A 25007-nucleotide genomic window follows, 5' to 3' on the forward strand; every position below is an offset into this window, starting at 1 on the left:
ATGCGTCAGATCGTCTTAGACACCGAAACCACGGGTCTTGAACCGCGCGAGGGACACCGGATCATCGAGATCGGCTGTGTCGAGCTGGTCGACCGGCGCCCGACCCGGCGCAACTTCCACGAATACATCAACCCCGAGCGCCAAATCGACGCCGAGGCCGAGGCCGTGCACGGCATCAGCAACGCCTTCCTCGCCGACAAGCCGCGCTTCGCCGATCTCGCCGAGCGGCTGGTCGAGTATCTGCGCGGGGCCGAGCTCATCATCCACAACGCCGCCTTCGACGTCGGCTTCCTCGATCACGAGTTCGGGCTTTGGCGCGGCCCTGAGGCTCCGCGCATCGCCGATCTCTGCACCGTGACCGACAGCCTGCTGATGGCGCGTAGGCTCCATCCTGGCCAGCGCAACGGACTCGACGCGCTCTGCAAACGCTATTCGATCGACAACTCGCACCGCACCCTGCACGGCGCGCTGCTCGACGCCGAGATCCTGGCCGACGTCTATCTGGCGATGACCGGCGGACAGGTCGCGCTGCATCTCGGCGGCGAGGGCGGCGACCTGATCGGCGAGGGCGGGCGTGGGGTCTATCGCGGCCGTATCGACGCCGGGCGGCCGCGCCTGCGGGTGGTGCGCGCGACCCCGGACGAACTGGAGGCGCATCGCGTCCGGCTGGAAGCGATCCAGAAGGCGAGCGGCGGGTGTGTCTGGCTCGGCGCGGACGGTTGATCAGGTGTGCTGCCGACACTGCGGCGAGCGTCGTCCCGCGCCCACGCCGCCGACGATCTCTTCCAGCCCCTGGAGGTCGAGCAGCTCGATATGCTTGCGCTCGACGCGCACCAGACCATCGTCCTGAAAACGGGTGAAGAGACGGCTGACGGTCTCGACGGCCAGCCCGAGATAGTTGCCGATCTCATGCCTGGACATGCTGAGATGGAAGTCCGTGGCCGAGAGTCCGCGTTTGTGCAGGCGTTGTGAGAAGCTGAGCAGAAAGGCCGCCAGCCGCTCCTCGGCGTTCTTCTTGCCGAGCAGGAGCAGCAGGTCGGTGTCCTGGCCGATCTCCTTGCTGAGCAGCCGGTACATCTGGTGCTGGAGGCTGGGGATGATCGCGGTCAGCTCCTCCAGTCGTCCGAAGGGGATCTCGCAGACGGCCGAGGTCTCGAGCGCGCTGGCCGAGCAGGCGTGCTCGCCCTTGTCGATGGCGTCCAGCCCCATGATCTCGCCGGGCAGATGGAAGCTGAGCACCTGCTCGCCGCCCTCGCTGCTGGGGGCGAAGGTCTTGAGCGAGCCGGTCTTGACGACGTACAGCGAGAGGAAGCGGTCGCCCTCGCGAAACAGCACGTCACCACGATGCAGCGGGCGCGCACGCTTGACGATGTCGTCGAGCCGTTCGACGTCCTCGGGCGTCAGTCCCATGGGCAGGCAGAGCGAGGAGAGGGTGCAGTGGCGACAGGCCACGCGGATGGATTCGATCGATATCACCGTACTCTGATTCAAGACTTCCGCCCTCGCTCCTCATCATGGCCCGATGTGGGGCTATATGATTTTGTTTTTGATCTGGATCAAGTGCCGCCGCTTTTTAACCCGATCCCTTCTGAAACTCAAGTGCTTATATTGGCGTACACTTTCGGCTCGAACCGCCCCCCCGATCCGTGACTCGAACGCCGGGTCCGGGACGCCCGGATCGAGCCGGAGTCATGCAGGATCGCATTGAGCCGATGCGGCGATTTTGGTAGCTTGTCCGCGTATCCGAGTCGCGACTCTCGACTCACTCGACCCTCCCTCGGCCCCCATTCACTATGACAAAGTTCATCTTCATCACCGGCGGTGTGGTTTCATCGCTGGGCAAGGGCATTTCATCGGCCTCGCTGGCGGCGTTGCTGGAGGCGCGCGGCCTGCGCGTCACCATGATCAAGCTCGATCCCTACATCAACGTCGATCCGGGCACCATGAGCCCCTTCCAGCACGGCGAGGTCTATGTCACCGACGACGGCGCCGAGACCGACCTGGACCTGGGCCACTATGAGCGCTTCCTGCGTACACGCATGGGGCGTAACAACAACTTCACCACCGGCCAGATCTACGAGAGCGTGATCCGCAAGGAGCGCCGAGGCGACTATCTGGGCCGCACGGTGCAGGTCATCCCGCACATCACCGACGAGATCAAGGCCAGCATCCGGCTCGGCGCCGAGGGGTCCGACATCGCCATGGTCGAGATCGGCGGCACCGTGGGCGACATCGAGTCGCTGCCGTTCCTGGAGGCCATCCGTCAGATGCGGGTCGAGGAGGGACCGGAGAATTCGCTCTTCATGCATCTGACCCTGGTGCCGCACATCCGCACCGCCGGCGAGATCAAGACCAAGCCGACCCAGCACTCGGTCAAGGAACTGCGCTCGATCGGCATCCAGCCGGACATCCTGCTGTGCCGTGCCGAGAAGCTGTTGCCGGACGAGGAGCGGCGCAAGATCGCACTCTTCACCAATGTGTCTGAGAAGGCGGTCATCTCGGCCATCGACGCCGACAACATCTATCGCATCCCGCGTCTGCTCCATGCCCAGCAGCTCGACGAGCTGGTGGTGCGTCAGTTCCATCTCGATGTGCCCGAGGCCGATCTGTCGGAATGGGATCGGGTGATGGACGGCTTCGATCATCCCGAGCAGTCGGTGCGCATCGGCATGGTCGGCAAGTACATGAATCTGACCGAGGCTTATAAATCGCTGTCGGAGGCGCTGGCGCACGCCGGTGTGCACACCAATACCAAGGTCGAGATCGTCTATGTCGACTCCGAGGTCATCGAGCGCGAGGGCACCGACTGTCTCGACGGACTCGATGCCATCCTGGTTCCGGGCGGATTCGGCGAGCGCGGGGTCGAGGGCAAGGTCATGGCCGTGCGCTATGCGCGCGAGCAGCGGGTGCCCTATCTCGGCATCTGTCTCGGGATGCAGGTGGCGGTGATCGAATATGCGCGTCACATGGCGGGGCTGGAGGGCGCGCACAGCACCGAGTTCGACCGCCGGACACCGCATCCGGTCATCGCGCTGATCACCGAGTGGCGCGACGAGCAGGGGCGGATCGAGACGCGCTCGGAGACGGACGATCTGGGCGGCACCATGCGTCTGGGTGGTCAGAACTGTCGGTTGGAGCCGGGCAGTCTGGCGCGTTCGGTCTATGGTCAGCCCCAGGTTCGCGAGCGCCATCGCCATCGCTATGAATTCAACAACGCCTATCTGGATACGCTGAAGGATGCCGGGTTGCGGTTCTCGGGCTGGTCGCTCGACAACCGGCTGGTCGAGATCATCGAGATCCCGGATCATCCCTGGTTCATCGCCTGTCAGTTCCATCCCGAGTTCACCTCGACCCCGCGCGATGGACATCCGCTGTTCGAGGGCTTCGTGCGCGCGGCCCTGGTGCAACGTCAGTTCAACGGAGATCGAAGCGCATGATGTCGCTGGCCGGTTTCGAGGTCGGTCTCGACCGGCCGCTGTTTCTGATCGCCGGGCCCTGTGTCATCGAAAGTGAGACGCTGGCACAGGAGACGGCGGGGGCGCTGAAGGAGCTGACCGAGGCGCTCGGCATACCCTTCATCTACAAGTCCTCGTTCGATAAAGCCAACCGATCCTCGGGCGCGAGCTTTCGCGGGCCTGGGCTGGAGGAGGGGTTGCGGATTCTGGAGTCGGTGCGCGCAATCATCGGCGTGCCTGTGCTGACCGATGTGCATGAGGATACGCCTCTGGGTGAGGTCGCCGCTGTGGTCGATGTGCTCCAGACCCCGGCGTTTCTCTGTCGTCAGACCAACTTCATCCAGGCCGTCGCCCGCCAGGGCAAGCCGGTCAACATCAAGAAGGGGCAGTTCCTCGCGCCCTGGGACATGAAGCATGTGGTCGAGAAGGCGCGCGCGACCGGCAACGATCGGGTCATGGTCTGCGAGCGCGGCGTCTCCTTCGGCTACAACAATCTGGTCTCGGATATGCGCTCGCTGGCGGTCATGCGCGAGACCGGCTGTCCGGTGGTGTTCGATGCCACGCATTCGGTGCAACTGCCGGGCGGGCAGGGGACCAGCTCGGGCGGACAGCGCGAATTCGTCCCGGTGCTGGCGCGCGCGGCGGTCGCGGCGGGTGTCGCCGGACTCTTCATGGAGACCCATCCCGATCCGGATCTTGCTTTGAGCGATGGCCCGAATGCCTGGCCGCTCGGACGGATGCGTGAATTGCTGTCGACCCTCATCGAGATTGATCGCTTGGTCAAGGCAGATGGATTCGTTGAACAATGGTAACATTCTATTGCAACACTTATAGTGTCATAAATTAGTCTGGCAATGCCATCAGATGAAAGCCAAGGCGTCGAGGTAAAAAGTGGGATACGAAGAGATAGTAGAGCTTTGTGGGCAACTCTCTTATCGAGACAAGTTCAGACTTGCTCAGCTTCTGATCCGGCTTGCAAGAAAAGAAGAGGAAGAGAAAAACCCTGATGGCAGAGCGCCCGCGCAGAGCAGCTTAGGTAAAGTTCTGTATCTTCGTGCGAAATGACTTAAGTGCGTCACGCAGGCATTGATTGTGAACGCATTTTTGAACTCTGGTTTGCTTAATTCTGTGTTCTACAGATGAAAGCGGCCGACGTTCGGGTTTCGTCTCCGGCAGTCAATCCAAAAAATCTGTCCGACACGAAATTGCAGCGGACTCACTTCGCTCACCACTGAACTAGGCGTCCTATCGTACTGCAATGATCGAGTCGTTTGCAAATCAAGCCAGCGAGGATATTTTCAACGGTGTGAACTCGCGAGAAGCCCGCAAAGCCTGCCCTCAAAACCTCTGGGGTATCGCGATTCGCAAACTCGATCAGCTTGATTCGGTTCAAAGTATCGAGGAATTGCGTATTCCACCAGGAAATCGGCTCGAAGCGCTCTCTGGAAATCGAAAAGGTCAATTTAGTATTCGCATCAACGAGCAGTACAGGGTTTGTTTCGTTTGGGGAGAAAAAGGCCCCGGAGAAGTTGAAATCACCGATTACCACTGAGAAACACCATGATTCGCGTCCCAACTCACCGGCCGCCGACACATCCAGGTGAAATGCTCAAGGAGGAGTTTCTTGAACCCATGCAGATCAGTCAACGTGATCTGGCGAATGCCATTCATGTGCCTTATCAAAAAATCAATGAATTGGTCAATCGCAAGCGAGGCGTAACCCCAAGCATCGCGCTCCGCTTGGCTAAGTTTTTTGGCGTGTCGGCGGATTTCTGGTTGAACTTGCAAGTTCGCTGGGATCTATATCGTACTCAATCACTGGAAGCGGATGAGATTGAATCCATTCAGGATTTTCATCATCTGCAAAAACTGGCCTAACACATCGAATAACCCTGAGCTATCCGGTAGCTCTTGAATCCTCAAGGAGTCATCCACCATGTCCGAAATCGTCGACGTCCGCGCCCGTGAGGTGCTGGATTCCCGTGGCAACCCGACCGTCGAGGCCGACGTCATCACCGCCGACGGCGCCATCGGTCGCGCCATCGTGCCCTCCGGCGCTTCCACCGGCTCGCGCGAGGCGCTGGAACTGCGCGACGGCGACAAGTCGCGCTACAACGGCAAGGGCGTGTTGACCGCCGTGGCCAACATCCGCAGCGAACTGCGCGAAGCCATCCTCGGCCTGGACGTCGCCGATCAGACTGCGATCGACCGCCGCATGATCGAACTCGACGGCACCGACAACAAGGCCCGTCTCGGCGCCAACGCCCTGCTCGGCGTCTCGCTCGCCGTCGCCCATGCCGCCGCGCAGGAAAAGGCGCTGCCGCTCTATCAGTCGCTCGCCGGCGGTCCCTACCGTCTGCCGGTGCCGATGATGAACATCATCAACGGCGGCGAACATGCCGACAACAGCGTCGACTTCCAGGAATTCATGATCCTGCCCGTCGGCGCCGGCAGCATTCGCGAGGCCGTGCGCTACGGCGCCGAGGTCTTCCACGCGCTCAAGTCGGTCCTGCACGGTCGCGGTCTGGCCACAGCGGTCGGCGACGAGGGCGGTTTCGCGCCCGACCTGGCCTCGAACGAAGCGGCGATCGAGGCCATCCTTGAAGCCATCCACAAGACCGGCTTCAAGGTCGGCTCAGACATCTATCTGGGTGTGGACGTCGCCGCCTCCGAGTTCTACAAGGACGGCCAGTACGTCCTCAAGGGCGAGGGCCGCACCCTCAGCTCGGACGGCCTGATCGACCTGCTCGCCGACTGGGTCGCCAAGTACCCGATCCTCTCGATCGAGGACGGTCTGGCCGAAGGCGACTGGGACGGTTGGAAGCGTCTGACCGAGCGTCTGGGCGACAAGGTGCAGATCGTCGGCGACGACCTCTTCGTCACCAACACCCGCATCCTCCAGGAAGGCATCGACAAGGGCATCGCCAACTCGATCCTGATCAAGGTCAACCAGATCGGCACCCTGACCGAGACCCTGGACGCCATCGCCATGGCCCACAAGGCCGGTTACACCACGGTCATCTCGCATCGCTCGGGCGAGACCGAGGACTCGACCATCGCCGATCTGGCGGTCGCTACGGGCGCGGGTCAGATCAAGACCGGCTCGCTGTCGCGCTCCGACCGCGTGGCCAAGTACAATCAGTTGATGCGCATCGAGGACCAGTTGGCCGATGAGGCCGTCTATGCCGGCCGCGATGCGTTCAAGTGGCTCTGAGGCCATCCGTCCGGGTCTCGGAACCTGGCGTTCCTTGACCCTGAGTGGCATAGGCTTGCGTATGCACTGGCTGATCCTGGTGTTGGTCCTGCTCCTGGGTGCGCTCCAGTACCGGCTCTGGGTCGGCGAAGGGAGTATCGCCGAGCTGCACAGTCTCAAGCGCGAGATCGCCCTGGAAGAATCCGAGCTGGAGCGGCTGCGTGCGCGCAATCGTGAGCTTCAGGCCGAGGTCGACGATCTGCGCGAAGGCTCCGAGGCGATCGAGGAGCGCGCGCGTAGCGAGCTGGGCATGATCAAACCCGGCGAGATCTTCATCCAGGTCATCGAACGGCCCGAGCCGCCGAAGTGACAGCCTCCGCCATCGATACATCCGTGGGAGATCCGACCATGACGGCTCGACTCTGGGCCATTCTGCCGGCCGCCGGCGTCGGGCGGCGCATGGGCAGCGCCGTGCCCAAGCAGTATCTGGAACTGGCCGGTCGCGCCGTGATCGAGCACACGCTCGAACTCTTCGTCAGCCACGATCGCATCGCGGGCGTGGTGGTAGCGCTGGGCGTCGAGGACGGCTACTGGGATTCGACCGCCTATGCCGCGCATCCCAGGGTGCGGCGCGCACCGGGCGGTGCCGAGCGCTGCCATTCGGTGCTCAATGCGCTCGCGGTCCTGGACGGAGAGGCCGATGCCGACGACTGGGTGCTGGTGCACGATGCCGCGCGCCCCTGTCTGCGTCCGGACGATCTCGAACGGCTGATCGACGCTCTGCTCGACGACCAGGTCGGCGGCCTGCTCGGCATCCAGGTGCGCGACACCATGAAGCGCGCCGGGGCCGGCGAGCGCATCGATACCACGGTGGACCGCTCCAGTCTGTGGCATGCCTACACGCCGCAGATGTTCCGGCTCGGTCTGCTGCGGCGCGCGCTGCACGAGGCGCTGGAGGCCGGCGATCTGGTCACGGACGACGCCTCGGCCATCGAGCGTCTGGGACTGGCCCCGCGCCTGATCGAGGGCCATGCCGACAACATCAAGATCACGCGGGCCGAGGATCTGCCGCTCGCGCATTTTTATCTGCAACGCCAGGGACGGATCTAGCGAGGCTCCAGAATGCTGATTGGTCAGGGCTTCGATGCCCATCGTTTCGCGCCGGATCGCCGGCTGGTGCTCGGCGGGGTCGAGATCCCGCACGACCGGGGGATGCTCGCCCATTCCGACGGCGATGTCTTGATCCATGCCCTGTGCGACGCCCTGCTGGGTGCGGCCGGGCTGGGCGACATCGGACGCCATTTCCCGGACACGGACGCCGCCTATGCCGACATCGACAGCCGCATCCTGCTGAGACGCGTGATCGACAGTCTGCGCGAGCGCGGTCTGCGTGTGCACAATGCCGACATGACGCTCATCGCCCAGCAACCCAAGCTGGCGCCCTATATCCCGGCCATGCGCGAGACCCTGGCCGCCGATCTGGAGTGCGATCCCCAGCGCGTCAATGTCAAGGCGACGACCATGGAACACATGGGCTTCACCGGACGCGGCGAAGGGATCGCGGCTTCAGCCGTGGTGTTGCTGGTCGAGGCGGACGGCTGAATCCTTCGATGTCCGATTCGACGCTTCCGCGCTGGACGACCTTCACCGATCTGCCGCGCGCCCACGGCGAGCCGCTCGGCTCGGGTCGGCTGCGTGTCGAGCCCGAGGACTTCCGGGTCACGGAGGTGCTGGGCTTCGACCCGGACGGGGAGGGCGATCACCGGCTGCTCTGGGTGCGCAAGACCGGTGCCAATACCGAATGGGTCGCACGGCGGCTGGCGGCCACGGCAGGCGTACCTGTCTCCACGGTCGGCTATGCCGGCCTCAAGGACCGCTGGGCCGTCACCGAACAATGGTTCTCGCTGCCGCGTCCGCGCACCGGTGAACCCGAGCCGGACTGGGGGCCGCTGGCCGAGCAGGGGATCGAGGTGCTCGAAGTCCACGCCCATCGGCGCAAGCTGAAGCGCGGTTCCCTGTCCGGCAACCGCTTTCGGATTCGCCTGCGCGACTGCCGGCTCGACCCGGCAGCGCTCGACGCGCGTCTGGCGTCGATCCGCGCGCGCGGCGTGCCCAACTATTTCGGCGAGCAACGCTTCGGTCACGCCGACGGCAATCTCCATCGCGCCCATGCGCTGCTGACGGGGGCGGTCAAGCGGGTGCCGCCTCATCAACGCGGTCTCCAGCTCTCGGCCGCGCGCTCGCAGATCTTCAACGAACTGCTGGCCGAGCGCGTGCGCCGTGGCGACTGGGACCGGCTCCTGCCCGGCGACTGTCCGCAACTGGCCGGCACCCATTCGTTCTTCCAGGCCGAGAACCTCGACGAGGCCCTGCATGCGCGCGCCGCGCGGTTCGATCTGCATCCGACTGGTCCGCTCTGGGGCCGGGGCGAGCCGCCGAGTCGTCAGGCCGTTCAGGCGCTCGAACTCGAGGTCGCGGCCGGATTGGCGCCCTGGCCCGAACGACTGGCGGAACAGGGGCTGGAACAGGAACGCCGTTCACTGCGTCTGACGATCGAAAATCTGAAGCACGAACGGATCGATGGCTGTCCGACACTCGAGTTCGGGCTATCATCCGGAGCCTATGCAACCAGCGTGTTGCGCGAAATCATCGACACTTTCGACTGGGTTCAACGACAGGACGGTTCCGATGGCTAAATTACTGGTGGTGGACGATGAACCGATCAACCTCGAGATCATCGGTCATTGCCTGGAAGACGAGCATCAGCTGGCCTTCGCCGAGGATGGGCTGGAAGCCTGGGCCATGCTGGAGGCCTCCCCACAGGCTTACGACGGCGTGATCCTCGATCGCATGATGCCGCGCATGGACGGCATGGAGGTGCTCAGGCGTCTCAAGGCCGACCGGCGCTTTCGCGACGTGCCGGTCATCATGCAGAGCGCGGCCGACAGCTCCGAGCAGGTCGCCGAAGGGCTGGCCGCCGGCGCCTGGTACTATCTGGCCAAACCCTATGCGCCCAAGGCCCTGCGCAGCATCGTCAACGCCGCCCTGGACGACCGGCGCAATCGCAAGGATCTGGCCCATATCGGCGGCAGGCTCCAGGCCATCCTCGACCTGACCGAGCAGGCCGGCTTCCGTTTCCGCACGCTCGACGAAGTCTCGGTCCTGTCCTCGACCCTGGCGCAGATGTGCCCCAATCCCGAAACCGTGGCCATGGGGCTGTCCGAGCTCATGCTCAATGCCGTGGAGCATGGCAATCTGGGTATCGATTATGCCGAGAAGGGACGCCTGATCGAAGAGGGGCTCTGGCAGGAGGAGGTCGAGCGCCGGCTGGCCGACCCTGCCCAGGCCGGGCGTCATGCCATCGTCGAGTTGAGGCGCGACCCGGCCTTTCTGAGCTTCACCATCCGCGACCGGGGGCCGGGGTTCGACTGGCAGCGTTATCTGGATCTCGATCCGTCGCGCGCCTTCGACAGTCATGGCCGCGGCATCGCCATGGCGCGCCATCTGGCCTTCGCGAGCATGGAGTATCGGGGTACGGGCAACGAAGTCCAGGTCACTGTGGCGCTGGCCGATCCTCCCGAGATCCGGGCGCCCAACGATGGCACGGCCTGAGGTTCGCCGCTGGATCACCACGTCTCGCGACGAGCGTGCGCCGAACATGGCTCGACTCCTGGACATCGCCCAGGGCTTCGTCGCGCACGCACCGGCCTGTGACGCCTGGACCCTGCGTCTGGTCGCCGAGACCAGCGATCATCTGGAAGTCCGTCAGGGCGTGGTCGAACCGAGCCTGATCGGCTGTTCGCTCGGGGCCATGATCACGGTCGTCGAGGGTGCGGGCAGCGGCTATGCAGCCACCGGCGACCTGAGTCCGTCCGGTCTGCGCGCCGCCGCCGAGCGCGCACTCGACTGGGCGCGCGTCCATGCCCGGCTCGGACTCTTCGAAGCCCGGCTCCAGCCACTCTGCACCACGGTCGCCGACTATCGCACCCCGGTCGAGGAACCCTGGGAATCGCGAGCGCTGGCCGAGCGGCTGTCGGCAGGGCTGACCGGCGACAAGGTGCTGTTCTGCAACCTGGGCGTCGAGGTCTCGGATTTCGTGCGGCTCAATCGCAACCGGGTGCGTCAGGCCGGCGCCGTCCACGCCGCCGGGTTGACGCTGACCCTGATCGCCGGGGCGCATCAGGCCGAGGGCGGCTCGCCGTGCTGCCCGATGACCCCTATCTCCAGTATGCGACCGAGCCGAGTACCGGGATGGGGCGCCAGGGTAACCGTTTACCCCCCACCCTTTGCTGCCCGACGTTTCGTGCCGATCGGAGCGTGACGAGGATGTCGAGATTTGCTGCAACAGCGCCATTGCACCGGTTTGAGGTTTGAGAGCGACCGGCCACGATGTACCTGAAGGATAACGATCTACGCCAACTCGACGAGGCGCGTCTTGACGGACTGCCGAGCGAGGTGTTGCGCGCGTTATCGAAGCGGTTGCTGTCGGATCTGAAGGAGGCGCGCGAGCGGCTGAACCGGAGTCCGGAGAACAGTTCGCGTCCGCCGAGCAGCCGGGCGCCGTGGGAACGAGGCGGTGAGAGTCTGGCGCTGGGAGTGGAGGAGGAGGATGACGCGAGCGCGGGGAGCGCGACGGATAGGGTGTCGGAGTCGGCCCCAGAACCGGAGAGGCCCAAACGGGAAGCGAGCGTGGGGGGTGATTCAAAGGCGGGGGTGAAGCCGAAAGGTCGCCCGGGTCGCCGGCCCGGTCATCCGGGGGTGAGCCGTCGCCGGGTGTTGCCGATCGATCAGGAACAGTCCCACGTGCCGAGTCATTGCGCCTGTTGTGGAGTGGCGTTGGAGGGTCTGGAGGCGGTGGCCTATACCGGGCGCTATGAGCTGGAACTGGAGCGTCCCGTGTCGGGGAACGCCGGTGTAGTCGTCACCCAGACCAAGCACACCTATTTCGAGGTGCGCTGTGGGTGTGGGCATCGCACGCGGGCCGAACCGGGACGCGCGCTCGCCGAGGCGGACTGGACGGTGGAGCTGACCGAACGGCATCTGGTCGGACCACGTTTGTCGAGCTTCATCGTGGCGCTGTCGTTGCGTCTGGGCGGCTCACACCGACGGATTCAAGAGTTTCTCGCCGACCGGTTCGGGCTGTCGCTGTCGACGGCGCTCATCAGTCAGTGCCGCCATGAACTCGGGCGCGCGCTGGAACCGGTGGTCGAGGAGGCGTTGCGCGCGGCGCTGAGCGAAGCCGAACCGGTGCCTGTGGATGAAACCGGCCGGCCGCAGCACGATCAGGCGTTGTGGTTGTGGGCGTTCGTGACCGCCAACACCCTCCTCTATGTGATCGGTCGGCGCACCCGGGAGCTGTTGCACTCCATCCTCGGTCCCACCCCCAGCCCGTGGATCATGAGCGATGGTTACTCGGTCTACCGCGCCTACGGACACCGGCTACGCTGTTGGGCGCCCATCCTGCGCAAGGCCCGCGGCCCGGCCGAGCGCCTCCACACCCCGACCCAAGCCTTTGGCCGGGAGCTTCCGAGCACCTTCGAGACGCTGATGCAGGCCGTCTACGCCGCGCGCGCCGCCCCAGGCCCCCACGGCCTGCGACAGACTTACAGTCAGAGGCTCCAGGCCCTCCGGCAGTGCTGTGTGCGCGTGGCCGCCGGCCCCTATCCCGACAAGGCCCAGGCGCTTGCGCGCGAGTTGCGCAACGACTGGGACGGCTTCCGGGTCGTGCTGGAGCATCCGCACCTGCCGCTGACCAACAACGAGGCCGAGCGCGCCTTGCGCCCCTGGGTGATTCTGCGTCGGGTCAGTCAAGGCACGCGCACCGAGCAGGGCTCGCGCGCCTTCTGCGCCTTGGCCCTATCTGACCGACGCCTTGCGTCAGCGTCGCCAAGGATTGCCCGCCCCAGCCTTGCCGCTCGCGGCTTAACCTTCACGGCGTTTTGAGCACGAGATGCGGGCTGATGAGAGGGGGGGATAAACCGCTACGGGAAGGGCAGGTTGGGTTGGTGGTTCGGTTTCTTGGTCTTGGTCATGTTCTTTACGCTGGTGTAGCGGCGGCGCGTCATATTGGACCTTGGTTTTGACGCTGAAGCCTTTCGTGCTATCCGCACGCTTGCGCCTTCAGCGGCTTGGCAGAAAGCCATCCCGCTGCATCTGAGCGACGATCTCCTTGATCACCTGACTGATGGTGGTGCGCTCCGAACTGGGGTCGAGCGGCTGTGAGCGTCCTGACCAGACCAGCCGCTCCTGCTTGGCGTCGTAGAGATTGGTTTCGAGCCGCAGTGATTCGAGATCGCTGTAGTAGCCCGGTGTGCAAACTTCCTCATAGACCCGGCTGAAATAGCCGATCAGATGGCGGTAGTGATCGGGCACCGAACCGATCCGCGCCGCCGGCCGGGTGCCGGGCGCTTCATCGGCCACCAGGTGCGTGATGAGGACGCCATCGGCCTTGACCTTCGCATAGCCTTCGGTCAGCCGCGTCAGTCGACCGAGATTGCGATCCGAGACCAGCTCATGTCCGGCCGTGGCCGTGACGCCAAGCGCCTGGAGCTGCTTGACGAAGTTGTCCTCATAGGCACGCCGCACCTTGGGATTGTTGGTCACGCCGAAGACCACCAGCCGCTCATAGTGTTTGGGCGTTTGGTTCGGCTGAGTCCAGACCGAAGAAACCGGGCCGGTGGTGGCGCAGGCCGTCATGAGGACGGCGAGCAGGCCGGCGAGCAGGGCACGCACGAAGGGGTACATCAGTAGATCGACTCCAGTGTTAGCGCAGTATCCCAAATAGTGGGTGGATGCAGCGCGCTGAGGCGGGGTGTCGCGAGTCATAGCCGGTTGGTGAATGCGCCGGGATCGCGCGGTCCGTCGCGACACCGCCGCGCGCCGGCGGCGCCGGGACTCAGTATGCCGAAGTCGCCGGTCTTCTGGCTAGCGCGCTCAGAGTGTCCGCGTCGGCGGCGGCGCCGGCTCGATGGTCAAGTCCGAGTGCGCGACCGCCTGACAGGTCAGACAGGTACCGGCCGGTCGGCCATGCAGCGCCTCGATCTCTCCGCTGGGATAATGGATGAAGCCGCTCTTGAGCGTGATTGCGCAGGCGCCGCAATGGCCGCCGCGACAGCCGTTGGGCAGGTCGATGCCCTGACGCAGTGCGGCCCGGAGCAGGGTCTCGCCGGGATTGGCCTCGAAGCTCGGGCCATCGGGTAAGATCTCGATCTTGAAACTCATAGCGGAAGAGAACCCATGCAGGACATCGTGATTGCAGGCTGTGGATATGTGGGCGAGCGTCTGGCGCGCCAATACCTCGATCGGGGCGACTCGGTCCTCGGTCTGGTCCGGAGCCAGAGCGGACTGGAGCGTCTGGCGGCCGCCGGCATTCCTGCCGTGCGCCATGATCTGGCCTGCACGGATCCCATCGCCTGTTCGCTCGCCGGCAGGCGCCTGTTCCATCTGGCCCCGCCGCCGGCGCATGGAACCGAAGATCTGCATACGCGCCGGCTGGTCGCGTCCTTCGACCGGGCCGGCCATCCCCGCCGCCTAGTCTACATCAGCACCACGGGCGTCTATGGCGACTGTGACGGCGCCTGGGTCGACGAGGACTGGCCGACGCGCCCGACCCTGGACCGCTCGCTCCGACGCCTGGACGCCGAGGAGCAGCTACGCCGCTGGAGTCGCGAACACGGCGGTGAGCTGATCGTGCTGCGGGTCGCCGGCATCTACGGGCCCGGACGCCTGCCGCTGGAGCGTCTGAAGCGCGGCCTGCCCCTGGTGCGTCCCGAGGAGGCCCCCTACAGCAACCGTATCCATGTCGATGATCTGGTCGCGGTCTGTGTCGCAGCCATGGAACGGGGTCGCAATGGCGACATCTTCAATGTCAGCGACGGTCATCCGAGCACCATGACCGAGTATTTCATGCAGATTGCCGAGGCCGCCGGTCTGCCCCAGCCGCCGCTGATCGGCATGGCCGAGGCGTCCGCCCATCTGTCCGAGGGCATGATGGGCTATATGAGTGAGTCGCGCCGCCTGTCCAATCGCCGTCTGCGCGAGGAACTGGGTGTCGAGCTGCGCTACCCGACCCTGGCCGAAGGGCTGGCACAGGCACTCGGTTGAGCGCTTGGCCTTACGGAATATACGGTTTTTTTGTCGAACCCCGGTTGACGCAAGGGCGCGCATCCACTAGCTTCCGCCAAAACGGCGATTGGCGGCTAAGTCCAGGGTTCCAATGCTGTCAGCTGAGTCGGCGTGTTTCCATGGCTGTCGCGGCGGCTTGTGTGTCGGCCCGCGGCGGTATCCGATCGATCGACACACATGATGAGCGCGAGAGACAGCAGCGATGAGGATCTACGTAGGCAATCTGCCCTATAGCGTGAACGACGACGAGTTGCGGAACATCTTCGGTCAGTTCGGTGAACTGGCCTCCGCCGAGGTGATCAAGGACAAGTTCTCGGGTCAGTCGAAGGGATTCGGCTTCGTCGACATGCCCAACAACTCCGAAGCCGACGCGGCCATCAAGGCCCTGAACGAAACCGAGATGAAGGGCCGCAAACTGACCGTCAACGAAGCCAGACCGCGTGCCGAGCGTCCCCGTGGGGGCGGCGGCGGTCGCTACTGATCGACCTCGAACCGCGTCAGCGTCGGCGCGGTTCGAGCTGTATCCCCAGGTCTCCCCAGATCCGGTCGACCCGTTCGCGGACGGCCTCGTCCATGCGGATCGGCTGTCCCCATTCGCGTGTCGTCTCCCCAGGCCATTTGTTGGTGGCATCGAATCCGATCTTCGAGCCTAAGCCGGATACCGGCGAGGCGAAGTCCAGATAATCGATCGGCGTGTTCTCGATCATCAGCGTATCGCGTGCCGGGTCCATGCGCGTGGTCATGGCCCAGATGACATCGGTCCAGTCGCGCGTGTTCACGTCCTCGTCGACCACGATCACGAACTTGGTGTACATGAACTGGCGCAGGAACGACCACACGCCCATCATCACCCGCTTGGCATGTCCCGGATACTGCTTGCGGATGCTGACCACCGCGAGCCGGTAGGAGCAGCCCTCGGGTGGCAGATAGAAGTCCCGGATCTCGGGGAACTGCTTGCGCAGGATGGGCACGAAGACTTCGTTCAGCGCCACGCCCAGCACCGCCGGTTCGTCGGGCGGACGGCCGGTGTAGGTGCTGTGATAGATGGGGTCGCGCCGATGGGTCATCCGCTCGATGGTGAACACCGGGAAGGAATCGACCTCGTTGTAATAGCCGGTGTGATCGCCGAACGGTCCCTCGGGGGCCATGTCGTCCGGGTAGATGTGACCTTCGAGCACGATCTCGGCGTTGGCCGGAACCTGGAGATCGGATTCCAGACAGGACGCCAGCTCGGTGCGGCTGCCGCGCAGCAGACCGGCGAAGGCGTATTCCGACAGCGTATCCGGCACCGGCGTCACGGCGCCGAGGATGGTCGCCGGATCGGCGCCCAACGCCACCGCGACCGGGAAGGGCTTTCCGGGATTGGCGCGCTGCCAGTCGCGATAGTCGAGCGCCCCGCCGCGATGCGACAGCCAGCGCATGATGACGCGGTTGGGTCCGAGCACCTGCATCCGGTAGATGCCGAGGTTCTGGCGCGCTTTCTCCGGTCCGCGCGTGATGACCAGCCCCCAGGTGATGAGCTTCGCCGCATCGCCCGGCCAGCAGTGCTGGATCGGCAGGCGACCGAGATCGATCTCCGCACCGCTCAGTGAGACCTCCTGACAGGCCGGATTGCGCCGCACCTTGGGCGCCATGTCGAGCACCTTCTTGAAGATCGGCAGCGTTTCCCAGGCCTGCTTCATGCCCTTGGGCGGATCGGGTTCCTTGAGGAAGGCGAGCAGCCGCCCGACCTCGCGCAGGGCTTCGACCGATTCCTCGCCCATACCGAGCGCGACCCGCTTGGGCGTGCCGAACAGATTGCCGAGCAGCGGGATCTTCGACCCCTTGGGCCGCTCGAACAGCAATGCCGGACCGCCCGCGCGCAATGTGCGGTCGCAGATCTCGGTGATTTCCAGATAGGGATCGACCTCGACGCGAACGCGGTGCAGCTCGCCGCGCTGTTCGAGCTGGTCGATGAAATCGCGCAGATCGCGGTATTGCATCCTGGTTCGAGACTCCTGTTAAGCCGCTTCGGCGACGATGCCCGAATGACGCAGCAGCGCATCGGTCGTCGGCTCGCGTCCGCGGAATTTGACGAACAGCGCCATCGCATCCTCCGATCCGCCCTTCTCCAGGATGTTCTCCAGGAAGGAACGTCCGGTGTCGGCATCGAAGACGCCGCGTTCCTCGAACAGCGAGAAGGCATCCGCCGAGAGCACCTCGGCCCATTTGTAGCTGTAGTAACCCGCCGCATAGCCGCCGGCGAAGATGTGCGAGAACCCATGCGCGAAGCGGTGGAAGGCCGGCGGCCGGATCACGGCGACCTGATCGCGCACGGCTTCGAGGATCTCGTAGATGCGTCCGCCGCGTTCGGGATCGTATTCACGATGTATCCGGAAGTCGAACAGCGCGAACTCCAGTTGACGCACCATCCGCATCGCCGACTGGAAGTTCTTGGCCGCGATCATGCGCGTATAGAGTTCCTCGGGCAGGGGCGCGCCTGTCTCCCAGTGCGCGGCGAACAGATCCAGCGACTCGCGCTCCCAGCACCAGTTCTCCATGAACTGGCTCGGCAATTCGACCGCGTCCCAGGGCACCCCATTGATCCCGGCCACGCCCGGATAGTCGACGCGCGTGAGCATGTGATGCAGCCCGTGCCCGAACTCGTGGAACAGGGTCTCCACCTCGTTGTGCGTCAGCAGCGACGGCTGATCTCCGACCGGCGGCGTGAAGTTGCAGACCAGATAGGCGACCGGGATCTGATCGCAGCGGCTGGTGTGCATCCGGTTGGTGCAAACGTCCATCCAGGCCCCGCCGCGCTTGTTCGGACGCGCGAAGGGATCGAGATAGAACTGAGCGCGCAGCTCGCCGGTGAGCAGATCGCGGATCTCGAAGAAGCGCACGTCCGGGTGATAGGTCTCGAAGGCCGGCGCTTCCTGGATGTGGATGCCGAACAGTCGCTCGACCACGCCGAAGAGTCCGAACAGTACGCGGGTGATGGGGAAGTAGGGCCGCAGTTCCTCCTGGCTGATCCGGTAGCGATGGACGCGCAGCTTTTCGGAGTAATAGGTGATGTCCCAGGGTTCCAGGTGCTCGACGCCGTGCTGTTCGCGCGCGAATGCCTCCAGTTCGGCCAGCTCGCGCCGTGCCTGTCCGACCGAGCGCGCGGCCAGATCGTTGAGAAAGCCCAGCACGGCATCGGGCGAGCGCGCCATCTTGGTCGCCAGCGAACGCTCGGCATAGTCGGCGAAACCGAGCAACCCGGCCAGCTCGTGACGTAACGCCAGGATGCGTTCCATCAGTTCCGTATTGTCCCACTGTCCGGCATGCGGCCCCTGATCCGAGGCGCGCGTGCCGAAGGCTTGGTAGAACTCGAAGCGTAGCTCATGGTCATCGGCATAGGTCATGACCGGCAGATAGTAGGGCATGTCGAGCGTGAACAGCCAGCCGTCCAGCCCCTGACGCTCGGCATTCTGACGCGCCAGCGCCAGTGCCGATTCGGGCAGACCGGCGAGCCGTGCCGGATCTTCGATGAGCTTGCTCCAGGCGTTGGTCGCGTCCAGCACGTTTTCGGAATACTTGCTGGTCAGTTGCGACAGCTCCTGGCTGATCGCCTTGTAGCGCGCCTTCTTCTCGGGCGGCAGATCCACGCCCGAGAGATGGAAGTCGCGCAGGACGTTCTCCAGCAACTTGCGTTGTGCCGCGTCCAGATGCTCCTGGGCCGCGACCGCGCGATAGGCCTGGAACAGCGCCTCGTTCTGACCGACCTCGGTGCCGTATTCGCTGAGCTTGGGCAGACAGGCGTTGTAGGCCGCGCGCAGGGCCTCGCTGTTGAGCACACCGTTGAGATGTCCGACCGGCGACCAGGTGCGGTTCAGGCGATCGTCGACCTCGTCGAGCGGCTCGACGAAGTTCTCCCAGGTCGGCACCGCGACCTCGCGTGTCAGCCGTTCGATCGCCTCGCGACACTCGGCCAGCCGCGCGTCGACAGCCGGCTCGACGTGCTCGGGACGGATCAGGTGGAAGGCGGGCAGGCCGGTTTGATCGAGGAGTGGATTGGACATGGCTAGCGTGATCCGTGGTCGGTTGACGGTGTTCGGTGGACGACCGTGCGCGCGGTCATCGAGCGGTCATGATAAAGCCTTGGGCGTCATACCGACAAAAGATCGCGGCTCTCAGTTGCCATTCAAGGCGGTTCGGAGTGACTGGATTCAGTCCGGCAGGAAACCGCTGTTCCGGCGCGGTGCGATATGCCCCTGGAGCGAGCGTTTGATGTCTTTGAGCGGACGGGGCTTGAAGGCGCGCGGAATGCAGAAGTGATGGCGTTGGAGTTCGACCCGATAACGCTCGGTCGCCGGGCCGATCTTCTGCCAGTCCTCGTTCACGGGCGTGAATCCGCTGCCGGTGCCGTAGGCGAAGATCCGGTACCGGCCCTGGGGCGTGCAGCGAATGCCCTCGAAGGAGAGATTGCGCGCGCCTGTGTCGGAACGCGCGACCAGGGTATAGCGCACCACCTCATCCGGGCCGACGCTCAGATGCTTGCCGTCGATGAAATAGCGGAAGGAACCCTGGGAGCCGTCGAGCCGGAATTCGATCAGATCCGCGTCGTCCGGCAGCGGCGGCAAGCGGGTCAAGGCCTCGGTCCAGGGCGTTCCGGGCTTGACGCTCGACGGGGTGAAGGGTGCCGGCTCATGGATGAATGGACTGTCCTCGGCCGGGGCCGAGGCGCCGCAAAGGATCGCGAACAGGAAAGAGAACCTTGTGAATCGGGTCTGTATCATGGCAGCCAAGAGTCGTGCATCGAGATGGGGCGACCATGATGCGACAGGAGTCGTCTGGGGTCGAGTGGATCCTGTGATCGCCTGTCCTCAGCGAGATCAGGCGTTGAGGCGACACCCAGGTCGCTTGGACCGGCTCACAGGCGTAGTACCATCCACACCGGACCCAAGCTTTCAGGAGCGAACCCCGGTCAACCACCCCCGCCTGAAGGCGGGGGCTTGTGAGGCGACTCGCAAGCTGGGTTGACCAGGGACAGCGGGGAAAGCCCGCTCCGTTTGCAACAGGTCGCTGAGACCCACTCCGGGATGCTTCCTCAGTCCCGGACCCTGGAAGGTCGGGATCATGCAGGCGCAAGGTAAAACGCCGAAGGTTCCGATCGTCACCGCAAGGTGAGAGCAGGTTGCCGACATTCCCGAGGGGAGCGAGCCGCAAGGCTCCGTCACCAGGCCCGTAAGGGCAGGAATTGAAAAATGGCCGTATTCGTACTCGACAAACAGAAACGTCCGCTGATGCCGTGCACGGAGAAACGCGCGCGACTGTTACTGGAGCGCGGACGCGCCGTGGTGGTGCGTCCGGCCCCGTTCACCATTCGCCTGAAGGATCGGCTCGGCGGAGCGGTTCAACCGCTGCGCCTGAAGCTGGATCCGGGCAGTCGCGTGACCGGGCCGGCCCTGGTGCGCGAATCCGAGACCTGTGATCCGGACACAGGTGCCGTTGAGCGACTCGAACATGGGCTGTGGTTTGGGGAACTGGCGCATCGCGGCCACCAGATCCGGGACGCCCTGACGCTTCGGCGTCAGTACCGGCGCGCCCGGCGCGCTCGCAAGACCCGCTACCGGGCGCCGCGCTTCCTGAACCGCACTCGCCGTGAGGGCCGGCTGCCGCCGTCGTTACAGCATCGGCTCGACACCACCGTCAACTGGGTACGGCGCCTGTGCCGGATCGCCCCGATCAGCGCCCTCAGTCAAGAACTGGTGCGGTTCGACACTCAGGCCATGCAGAACCCGGAGATCCGCGGGGTCGAATACCAACAGGGCGAATTGGCCGGTTACGAAGTGCGTGAATACCTGCTGGAGAAATGGAACCGCACCTGTGCCTATTGCGGCGCGACGCACGTGCCGCTGGAGATCGAGCACATCATACCCAAGAGCCGGGGCGGCTCGGATCGAATCTCGAACCTGACGCTTGCCTGCCGCGCCTGCAATCAGCGCAAGGGGAACCGGTCCATCGAGGACTTTCTGCAACGCCAACCGGCGCTCCTGCACCGGATACGGACCCAAGCCAAAGCCCCGCTCAGGGATGCCGCCGCCGTCAATGCCACGCGCTGGGCGCTGTTCGCGGCGCTCAAAGCTACGGGTCTGGCGGTCGAAACCGGCTCGGGCGGACGCACCAAGTTCAATCGCACGCGCCTGGACATCCCCAAGACCCATGCCCTCGATGCCGCCTGTGTCGGCGCCGTCGATCAGCTACGGGACTGGAACCGCCCGGTCCTGGCCATCCGCGCCACCGGACGCGGGGCCTACAGCCGCACCCACACATCCGGCAACGGCTTCCCGCGCGGCTATCTCACCCGTGAAAAGCGCGTCCACGGCTTCCAGACCGGCGATTGGGTGCGCGCCGAGGTGCCCAAAGGCAAGAAGGCCGGCGTGCATGTCGGGCGTGTGGCGGTGCGCCGAACCGGATCGTTCAACATCCAAACCCAGGGCGGAACCGTCCAGGGGATCTCCTACCGCCATTGCCGTCTCCTTCAGCGTGCCGACGGCTATGGTTATTCATTTCAACCCAAACCACAGACGGAGGAAGCGAGACGGGCGGCTTGACGGCGCTACGCGCCGCGCGCTATCCCTCCCCGCCCTGAAGGACGGGGTTTCTCGCGCAATGCTGATGAAATTTCCCTATGCTCTGAGCGATTTCGGCACCCTGAGGGGGGAAGGCTACTTCTATCAGGATCGCACCGACCGCATTCCGCACCTGGAAGAGGCCGGCCGCCAGCTGATCTTCATCCGCCCGAGCCGTTTCGGCAAAAGCCTGCTGCTTTCGATGCTGGAGCACTATTACGACGTCGGTCGCGCCGACCGGTTCGACGCCCTGTTCGGGAATCTGGCGATCGGACGCAATCCCACGCCCCTGCACAATCAGTACTTCATCCTGAAATGGGATTTCTCGCTGGTGAAGTGCCAGGGGGAGCTGAAAGACATCGAAATGGCCTTGCATCGCCATGTGAACGCCGCCATCCAGGACTGCGCGGCGCACTATGGCTGGGACGATATCGAGATCGTTCCGGATGATGCAGTGGTTTCACTGTCGTCGCTGTTGCGTCGAGTGCGTCGGGAAGACCATCCCCTGTATCTGCTGATCGACGAATACGACAACTTCGCCAACGAAGTGATGATGAGCGGCCGCCGGCAGGAATTCTACGAGGGCCTGCTGTATGGCGAAGGCCTCCTGAAAACCCTGTTCAAAGGCGTCAAGGCCGCCATGGGGCAGGGTATCGATCGAGTCTTCATCACGGGTGTCTCGCCCGTGGTGCTCAGCGACATGACCAGCGGCTACAACGTCGGCGAGGACATTTATCTCGAAGCCGCCTTCAACGACTTGTGCGGTTTCACCGAGTCCGAAGTTGCCGCCGTGCTGGAGCGCCTGGCTGCCGAGGGGGGCGCCTGGTCGCCGACGGAAGCCCTGGAGCTGATGCGCACCTTTTACAACGGCTATTGCTTCAGCGAAGAGGGCGGTGAGCGGCTCTACAATCCGACTCTGAGCCTGTATTTCCTCAAGGCTCTGCACACCAAGGGCCGCTATCCGCTGCGGATGCTGGATGAAAATCTGGCGATGGATCGCGGCAAGTTGCGCTATATCGCCGACCTGCCGCATGGCGAGGAAGTGCTGGTCCAGGCCCTCGACGGCGAGGGCGGTCTGAGGATTCCGCAACTGGCCAAACGCTTCGGGGTCGCCGATGTGCTCGCGGCGGTCAAGGATCGGCCGTTCATGGCCTCGCTGCTCTATTACTTCGGCGTCCTCACCCACACCGGGCTGAGCGACTTTCTGGAGCCGATCCTCAACATCCCCAATCTGGTCGCCCGGTCGCTGTATGTGGAGCACTTGCAGGATCTGTGGCTGGAGACCTACGAGGACAAGACCCGCGTTCCCGATCTGCGCAAGGAGGTGTTTCGGACCGGCGACCTGACCCCGCTGGTATCCTTCATCGAAGCGCGGTATTTCCCGATCCTGTCCAATCGCGATTATCGCCGGACGAATGAACTGATGGTCAAGCTGGCCTTCCTGACCCTGCTGTTCGATGACCGGCTCTACATGCTGATCTCGGAGACCGAGATGGACCACGGCTATGTCGATCTGAGCCTGATCCGGCGCCTGGACCGACGGTCGGTCAAGGCGCTCGATCTGCTGTTTGAGTTCAAGTATGTGAGCCTGACCCAACTCAAGCTCGACGGCGAGCAGTTGCGGGCCGCCTCAGCGGACGAACTGGCCGCACAGCCGGCGGTGCGCCAGGCGTTGCAGACGGCCGCCGAGCAGGCGCGCCGCTATGGCGCGGCGCTGACCGAACGCTACGGCCTGACCGATCTGCGCCTGTATGCCGTGGTTGGGGTCGGGCTGGAGCGGGTGGTCTGGCAAACGGTCGCCGACCTCTGACGCTCCAAACGCGGTTTTCAACAACCCTCGGGTTCGACCTTGAGCGAATAGGAGCGGATCGGCGTGCGGCGTGCGGGGCCGGACGCAGATGCACCACATGGGGCCCCGAGGCTGACGGAGCGATCGAAGCGGTATTCGGTCTTGTGGTTCAGGGCGACCAGGATGGATATTGGGCGTGTTTCCCATAAAATGCCCTACCTGTCTCGTCTCGGCGCCTCCGCGAACCTTTCAAGACCCAGAGCCGGCTCATGGACACCAAAGACACCTTCATGCCCTACGAGGCCATCGACGCCGGCGCCCTGCTGGCCTCGCTGCACGCCGGCGTCGTCGTACATGGTCAGGGGACCGAGATCCTCTATGCCAACCCGCGCGCCCTGGAACTGCTGCGTCTGACCGCCAATCAGGCCCTGGGCAAGGCAGCGCCGGATCCTGATTGGCGCTTCCTCGACGAACACAAGCGCCTGTTGCCGGTGGATCAGTATCCGGTCAATCGTGTCCTGGCCGGCGGCGAGGCGGTGATCAATCAGATCCTCGGGATCGTCGATAGTCGCTCCAAGGATGTGACCTGGGTGCTGGCCAATGCCTATCCCGAACGTGACCCGGGCGGAACCATCGCCAAGGTCGTGGTCAGCTTCATCGACATCACCAGTGAAAAGCAGGACATCCCCTTCGAGCAGATCGTCGCCTATGCCGGCGATCCGGTGGTCGTGACCGAGGCCGATCCCGTGGTCGGGAATGGGCCGCGCATCCTCTATGTCAACGATGCCTTCACCGATCTGACCGGCTACACGCCCGAGGAGGTCATCGGAAAGACGCCGCACATCCTGCAGGGCGAACACACCGACCCCGAGGCCCGTAAGCGCATCCGTCAGGCGCTCATCGATCGCGTCCCGATCTGCGAGCAGATCGTCAATTACACCAAGGGCGGCCAGGAATACTGGGTCGTAACCGTTCAGACACCCACCTCCTTCTGAGAGAAGCAACGGTGTTGAGGGCTTGGCAGATCAATGAGTTATCCACCTTGCCACAGCTTTCTCCCCCTTAGGGGGAGGGGGTCTCTGAACGGTTACACTGGGTCGAACTCAAGATCGTGCCCCTGCGCAATGCCAGGGGCGAGGTGACGCATTTCGCCGCCATCGAGCGCGACATCACCGCGCAGAAGGCCGAGGTGTCCGTCCTGCGCGAGCTGGCGACCACAGATCCGCTGACCGGCGTGCTCAACCGGCGCGGTTTCTCGGAGCACGCCCAGGGGCGTCTGGCCGGCGCACTACGCGATGGACAGGAGCTCTCGCTGGCCATGATCGACATCGATTTCTTCAAGCGCATCAACGATACCCATGGCCATGAGGTCGGCGATCAGGCGCTCATCCATCTGGCCGGGCTATTGCGCACCTCCTTTCGCGAGAGCGACGTCATCGGGCGGCTGGGCGGCGAGGAGTTCGCCGTCCTGCTGCCGGGCGCGACGCTGGACCAGAGCCGCGTACTCATGGACAGGTTCAGGACGCGACTCGCGACCACGCCGCTGAGGCTGCACGATGGGCGGTGGCTGGGGTTCACGGCCAGCATCGGGGTCGCCGAGCTGGATCCGGAGAAGGCCAGTCTCGCGACACTCACCAAGGCCGCCGACAGCGCGCTCTATGCGGCCAAGCACAGTGGGCGTAATCGGGTGTATCTGGCGCCCTGATGGTGGGCGACCGGCTTTCAGCCTCCGGCGTCCGGCATTCAGGGATCAGTGGCCGGGGCTCCGCGTTCCGGTGTCCAGGGCGTGCCTATCGTCTGCGCGAACGCCTCGGTCGGCAATGGACGTCCGAACAGATAACCCTGACCGG

24 protein-coding genes and 2 pseudogenes are annotated in these 25007 nt (G+C 64.3%); 19 read left to right on the forward strand and 7 right to left on the reverse strand.

Annotation, left to right across the window (positions count from 1 at the left end; all coding sequences use genetic code 11):
* Nucleotides 1-723 (forward strand): DNA polymerase III subunit epsilon, encoded by a 723-nt coding sequence (gene dnaQ / locus Atep_RS03405; RefSeq protein WP_213380282.1) that lies wholly within the window; start codon nt 1-3, stop codon nt 721-723.
* On the opposite strand, the gene fnr is transcribed toward dnaQ, so the two are convergent.
* A complete protein-coding gene (fnr, locus tag Atep_RS03410) occupies nt 724-1491 on the reverse strand; it encodes a fumarate/nitrate reduction transcriptional regulator Fnr (protein ID WP_213380283.1) in 768 nt (255 codons plus the stop codon). It abuts the gene before it with no gap.
* 302 nt (nt 1492-1793) lie between these two features.
* On the opposite strand from fnr, the gene Atep_RS03415 reads away from it, so the two are divergent.
* The 12 genes and pseudogenes from Atep_RS03415 (at nt 1794) to Atep_RS03470 (ending at nt 12591) form a co-directional block, all read left to right on the forward strand.
* Entirely contained in the window at nt 1794-3437 is a 1644-nt protein-coding gene (locus Atep_RS03415) for a CTP synthase (protein WP_213380284.1), read from the forward strand.
* Entirely contained in the window at nt 3434-4267 is an 834-nt protein-coding gene (gene kdsA, locus Atep_RS03420) for a 3-deoxy-8-phosphooctulonate synthase (protein WP_213380285.1), read from the forward strand. Before Atep_RS03415 ends, kdsA begins: the two co-directional genes overlap by 4 nt.
* A gap of 446 nt (nt 4268-4713) precedes the next feature.
* Nucleotides 4714-5007, forward strand: a complete 294-nt coding sequence (locus Atep_RS03425) for a type II toxin-antitoxin system RelE/ParE family toxin (protein WP_213380286.1) — start codon at nt 4714-4716, stop codon at nt 5005-5007.
* 8 nt (nt 5008-5015) lie between these two features.
* On the forward strand, nt 5016-5333 hold the full coding sequence (locus tag Atep_RS03430) for a HigA family addiction module antitoxin (protein WP_213380287.1): 318 nt from the start codon (nt 5016-5018) through the stop codon (nt 5331-5333).
* Nucleotides 5334-5391: 58 nt separating this feature from the next.
* Entirely contained in the window at nt 5392-6669 is a 1278-nt protein-coding gene (gene eno / locus Atep_RS03435; RefSeq protein ID WP_213380288.1) for a phosphopyruvate hydratase, read from the forward strand.
* A 61-nt stretch (nt 6670-6730) separates the two neighbouring features.
* On the forward strand, nt 6731-7018 hold the full coding sequence (ftsB, locus tag Atep_RS03440; RefSeq protein ID WP_213380289.1) for a cell division protein FtsB: 288 nt from the start codon (nt 6731-6733) through the stop codon (nt 7016-7018).
* A 38-nt stretch (nt 7019-7056) separates the two neighbouring features.
* A complete protein-coding gene (gene ispD / locus Atep_RS03445; protein WP_213380290.1) occupies nt 7057-7758 on the forward strand; it encodes a 2-C-methyl-D-erythritol 4-phosphate cytidylyltransferase in 702 nt (233 codons plus the stop codon).
* A gap of 12 nt (nt 7759-7770) precedes the next feature.
* A complete protein-coding gene (ispF, locus tag Atep_RS03450; RefSeq protein ID WP_176974622.1) occupies nt 7771-8250 on the forward strand; it encodes a 2-C-methyl-D-erythritol 2,4-cyclodiphosphate synthase in 480 nt (159 codons plus the stop codon).
* 8 nt (nt 8251-8258) lie between these two features.
* On the forward strand, nt 8259-9344 hold the full coding sequence (truD, locus tag Atep_RS03455; protein ID WP_213380291.1) for a tRNA pseudouridine(13) synthase TruD: 1086 nt from the start codon (nt 8259-8261) through the stop codon (nt 9342-9344).
* Nucleotides 9337-10260: an ATP-binding response regulator gene (locus Atep_RS03460; protein ID WP_213380292.1), complete on the forward strand. Its 924-nt coding sequence runs from the start codon at nt 9337-9339 to the stop codon at nt 10258-10260. Before truD ends, Atep_RS03460 begins: the two co-directional genes overlap by 8 nt.
* A 46-nt stretch (nt 10261-10306) precedes the next feature.
* A pseudogene (locus Atep_RS16435) lies at nt 10307-10682 on the forward strand (PmbA/TldA family metallopeptidase); the annotation flags it as partial.
* Nucleotides 10683-11037: 355 nt separating this feature from the next.
* Nucleotides 11038-12591 (forward strand): IS66 family transposase, encoded by a 1554-nt coding sequence (locus Atep_RS03470; RefSeq protein ID WP_213380294.1) that lies wholly within the window; start codon nt 11038-11040, stop codon nt 12589-12591.
* Between the two features lie 177 nt (nt 12592-12768).
* Here the strand turns inward: Atep_RS03470 and Atep_RS03475 are convergent, their stop codons facing one another.
* On the reverse strand, nt 12769-13392 hold the full coding sequence (locus Atep_RS03475; protein ID WP_213380295.1) for a hypothetical protein: 624 nt from the start codon (nt 13390-13392) through the stop codon (nt 12769-12771).
* A 189-nt stretch (nt 13393-13581) separates the two neighbouring features.
* The gene (locus Atep_RS03480; RefSeq protein ID WP_213380296.1) at nt 13582-13869 is read right to left on the reverse strand and encodes a 2Fe-2S iron-sulfur cluster-binding protein; all 288 of its coding nucleotides are present in this window, start codon (nt 13867-13869) and stop codon (nt 13582-13584) included.
* 15 nt (nt 13870-13884) lie between these two features.
* Between Atep_RS03480 and Atep_RS03485 the strand changes: the two genes are divergently transcribed.
* The gene (locus tag Atep_RS03485; protein ID WP_213380297.1) at nt 13885-14751 is read left to right on the forward strand and encodes an SDR family oxidoreductase; all 867 of its coding nucleotides are present in this window, start codon (nt 13885-13887) and stop codon (nt 14749-14751) included.
* Nucleotides 14752-14974: 223 nt separating this feature from the next.
* On the forward strand, nt 14975-15253 hold the full coding sequence (locus Atep_RS03490; protein ID WP_176977416.1) for an RNA recognition motif domain-containing protein: 279 nt from the start codon (nt 14975-14977) through the stop codon (nt 15251-15253).
* Nucleotides 15254-15269: 16 nt separating this feature from the next.
* Here Atep_RS03490 and ubiD read toward each other — a convergent pair whose 3' ends face one another.
* The 3 genes from ubiD to Atep_RS03505 all read right to left on the reverse strand — a co-directional run bounded on the left by ubiD (nt 15270) and on the right by Atep_RS03505 (nt 19532).
* Nucleotides 15270-16754, reverse strand: a complete 1485-nt coding sequence (gene ubiD / locus Atep_RS03495) for a 4-hydroxy-3-polyprenylbenzoate decarboxylase (protein ID WP_213380298.1) — start codon at nt 16752-16754, stop codon at nt 15270-15272.
* 18 nt (nt 16755-16772) lie between these two features.
* Entirely contained in the window at nt 16773-18815 is a 2043-nt protein-coding gene (prlC, locus tag Atep_RS03500) for an oligopeptidase A (RefSeq protein WP_213380299.1), read from the reverse strand.
* A gap of 147 nt (nt 18816-18962) precedes the next feature.
* Nucleotides 18963-19532 (reverse strand): CNP1-like family protein, encoded by a 570-nt coding sequence (locus Atep_RS03505; protein ID WP_236786431.1) that lies wholly within the window; start codon nt 19530-19532, stop codon nt 18963-18965.
* A 468-nt stretch (nt 19533-20000) separates the two neighbouring features.
* On the opposite strand from Atep_RS03505, the gene iscB reads away from it, so the two are divergent.
* Together iscB and Atep_RS03515 are read left to right on the forward strand one after the other, a co-directional pair.
* Nucleotides 20001-21350, forward strand: a complete 1350-nt coding sequence (gene iscB / locus Atep_RS03510) for an RNA-guided endonuclease IscB (RefSeq protein WP_213378595.1) — start codon at nt 20001-20003, stop codon at nt 21348-21350.
* 64 nt (nt 21351-21414) lie between these two features.
* Nucleotides 21415-23178, forward strand: a complete 1764-nt coding sequence (locus Atep_RS03515) for an AAA family ATPase (protein ID WP_213380300.1) — start codon at nt 21415-21417, stop codon at nt 23176-23178.
* 29 nt (nt 23179-23207) lie between these two features.
* On the opposite strand, the pseudogene Atep_RS17065 reads toward Atep_RS03515, so the two are convergent.
* A pseudogene (locus tag Atep_RS17065) lies at nt 23208-23348 on the reverse strand (transglutaminase N-terminal domain-containing protein); the annotation flags it as partial.
* A 78-nt stretch (nt 23349-23426) separates the two neighbouring features.
* On the opposite strand from Atep_RS17065, the gene Atep_RS03525 reads away from it, so the two are divergent.
* Both Atep_RS03525 and Atep_RS03530 read left to right on the forward strand, forming a co-directional pair.
* Nucleotides 23427-24152, forward strand: coding sequence for a PAS domain-containing protein (locus tag Atep_RS03525; RefSeq protein WP_213380301.1), 726 nt, complete (start codon nt 23427-23429; stop codon nt 24150-24152).
* Nucleotides 24153-24268: 116 nt separating this feature from the next.
* Entirely contained in the window at nt 24269-24862 is a 594-nt protein-coding gene (locus tag Atep_RS03530; RefSeq protein ID WP_213380302.1) for a GGDEF domain-containing protein, read from the forward strand.
* Nucleotides 24863-25007: the final 145 nt, after the last annotated feature.

The sequence above is a fragment of the Allochromatium tepidum genome (assembly GCF_018409545.1).
Lineage (GTDB): Bacteria > Pseudomonadota > Gammaproteobacteria > Chromatiales > Chromatiaceae > Thermochromatium > Thermochromatium tepidum_A.

What these genes read in the sequence shown, in the direction of transcription:
- Atep_RS03490 (WP_176977416.1), top strand. Translation starts at nt 14,975, where the DNA reads ATGAGGATCTACGTAGGCAATCTGCCCTATAGCGTGAACGACGACGAG.
- kdsA (WP_213380285.1), top strand. Translation starts at nt 3,434, where the DNA reads ATGATGTCGCTGGCCGGTTTCGAGGTCGGTCTCGACCGGCCGCTGTTT.
- truD (WP_213380291.1), top strand. Translation starts at nt 8,259, where the DNA reads ATGTCCGATTCGACGCTTCCGCGCTGGACGACCTTCACCGATCTGCCG.
- Atep_RS03480 (WP_213380296.1), bottom strand. Translation starts at nt 13,869, where the DNA reads ATGAGTTTCAAGATCGAGATCTTACCCGATGGCCCGAGCTTCGAGGCC.
- Atep_RS03505 (WP_236786431.1), bottom strand. Translation starts at nt 19,532, where the DNA reads ATGATACAGACCCGATTCACAAGGTTCTCTTTCCTGTTCGCGATCCTT.
- prlC (WP_213380299.1), bottom strand. Translation starts at nt 18,815, where the DNA reads ATGTCCAATCCACTCCTCGATCAAACCGGCCTGCCCGCCTTCCACCTG.
- Atep_RS03475 (WP_213380295.1), bottom strand. Translation starts at nt 13,392, where the DNA reads ATGTACCCCTTCGTGCGTGCCCTGCTCGCCGGCCTGCTCGCCGTCCTC.
- Atep_RS03470 (WP_213380294.1), top strand. Translation starts at nt 11,038, where the DNA reads ATGTACCTGAAGGATAACGATCTACGCCAACTCGACGAGGCGCGTCTT.
- Atep_RS03485 (WP_213380297.1), top strand. Translation starts at nt 13,885, where the DNA reads ATGCAGGACATCGTGATTGCAGGCTGTGGATATGTGGGCGAGCGTCTG.
- Atep_RS03515 (WP_213380300.1), top strand. Translation starts at nt 21,415, where the DNA reads ATGAAATTTCCCTATGCTCTGAGCGATTTCGGCACCCTGAGGGGGGAA.
- Atep_RS03425 (WP_213380286.1), top strand. Translation starts at nt 4,714, where the DNA reads ATGATCGAGTCGTTTGCAAATCAAGCCAGCGAGGATATTTTCAACGGT.
- ispD (WP_213380290.1), top strand. Translation starts at nt 7,057, where the DNA reads ATGACGGCTCGACTCTGGGCCATTCTGCCGGCCGCCGGCGTCGGGCGG.
- iscB (WP_213378595.1), top strand. Translation starts at nt 20,001, where the DNA reads ATGGCCGTATTCGTACTCGACAAACAGAAACGTCCGCTGATGCCGTGC.
- Atep_RS03430 (WP_213380287.1), top strand. Translation starts at nt 5,016, where the DNA reads ATGATTCGCGTCCCAACTCACCGGCCGCCGACACATCCAGGTGAAATG.
- ftsB (WP_213380289.1), top strand. Translation starts at nt 6,731, where the DNA reads ATGCACTGGCTGATCCTGGTGTTGGTCCTGCTCCTGGGTGCGCTCCAG.
- ubiD (WP_213380298.1), bottom strand. Translation starts at nt 16,754, where the DNA reads ATGCAATACCGCGATCTGCGCGATTTCATCGACCAGCTCGAACAGCGC.
- Atep_RS03460 (WP_213380292.1), top strand. Translation starts at nt 9,337, where the DNA reads ATGGCTAAATTACTGGTGGTGGACGATGAACCGATCAACCTCGAGATC.
- dnaQ (WP_213380282.1), top strand. Translation starts at nt 1, where the DNA reads ATGCGTCAGATCGTCTTAGACACCGAAACCACGGGTCTTGAACCGCGC.
- Atep_RS03525 (WP_213380301.1), top strand. Translation starts at nt 23,427, where the DNA reads ATGGACACCAAAGACACCTTCATGCCCTACGAGGCCATCGACGCCGGC.
- Atep_RS03415 (WP_213380284.1), top strand. Translation starts at nt 1,794, where the DNA reads ATGACAAAGTTCATCTTCATCACCGGCGGTGTGGTTTCATCGCTGGGC.
- eno (WP_213380288.1), top strand. Translation starts at nt 5,392, where the DNA reads ATGTCCGAAATCGTCGACGTCCGCGCCCGTGAGGTGCTGGATTCCCGT.
- ispF (WP_176974622.1), top strand. Translation starts at nt 7,771, where the DNA reads ATGCTGATTGGTCAGGGCTTCGATGCCCATCGTTTCGCGCCGGATCGC.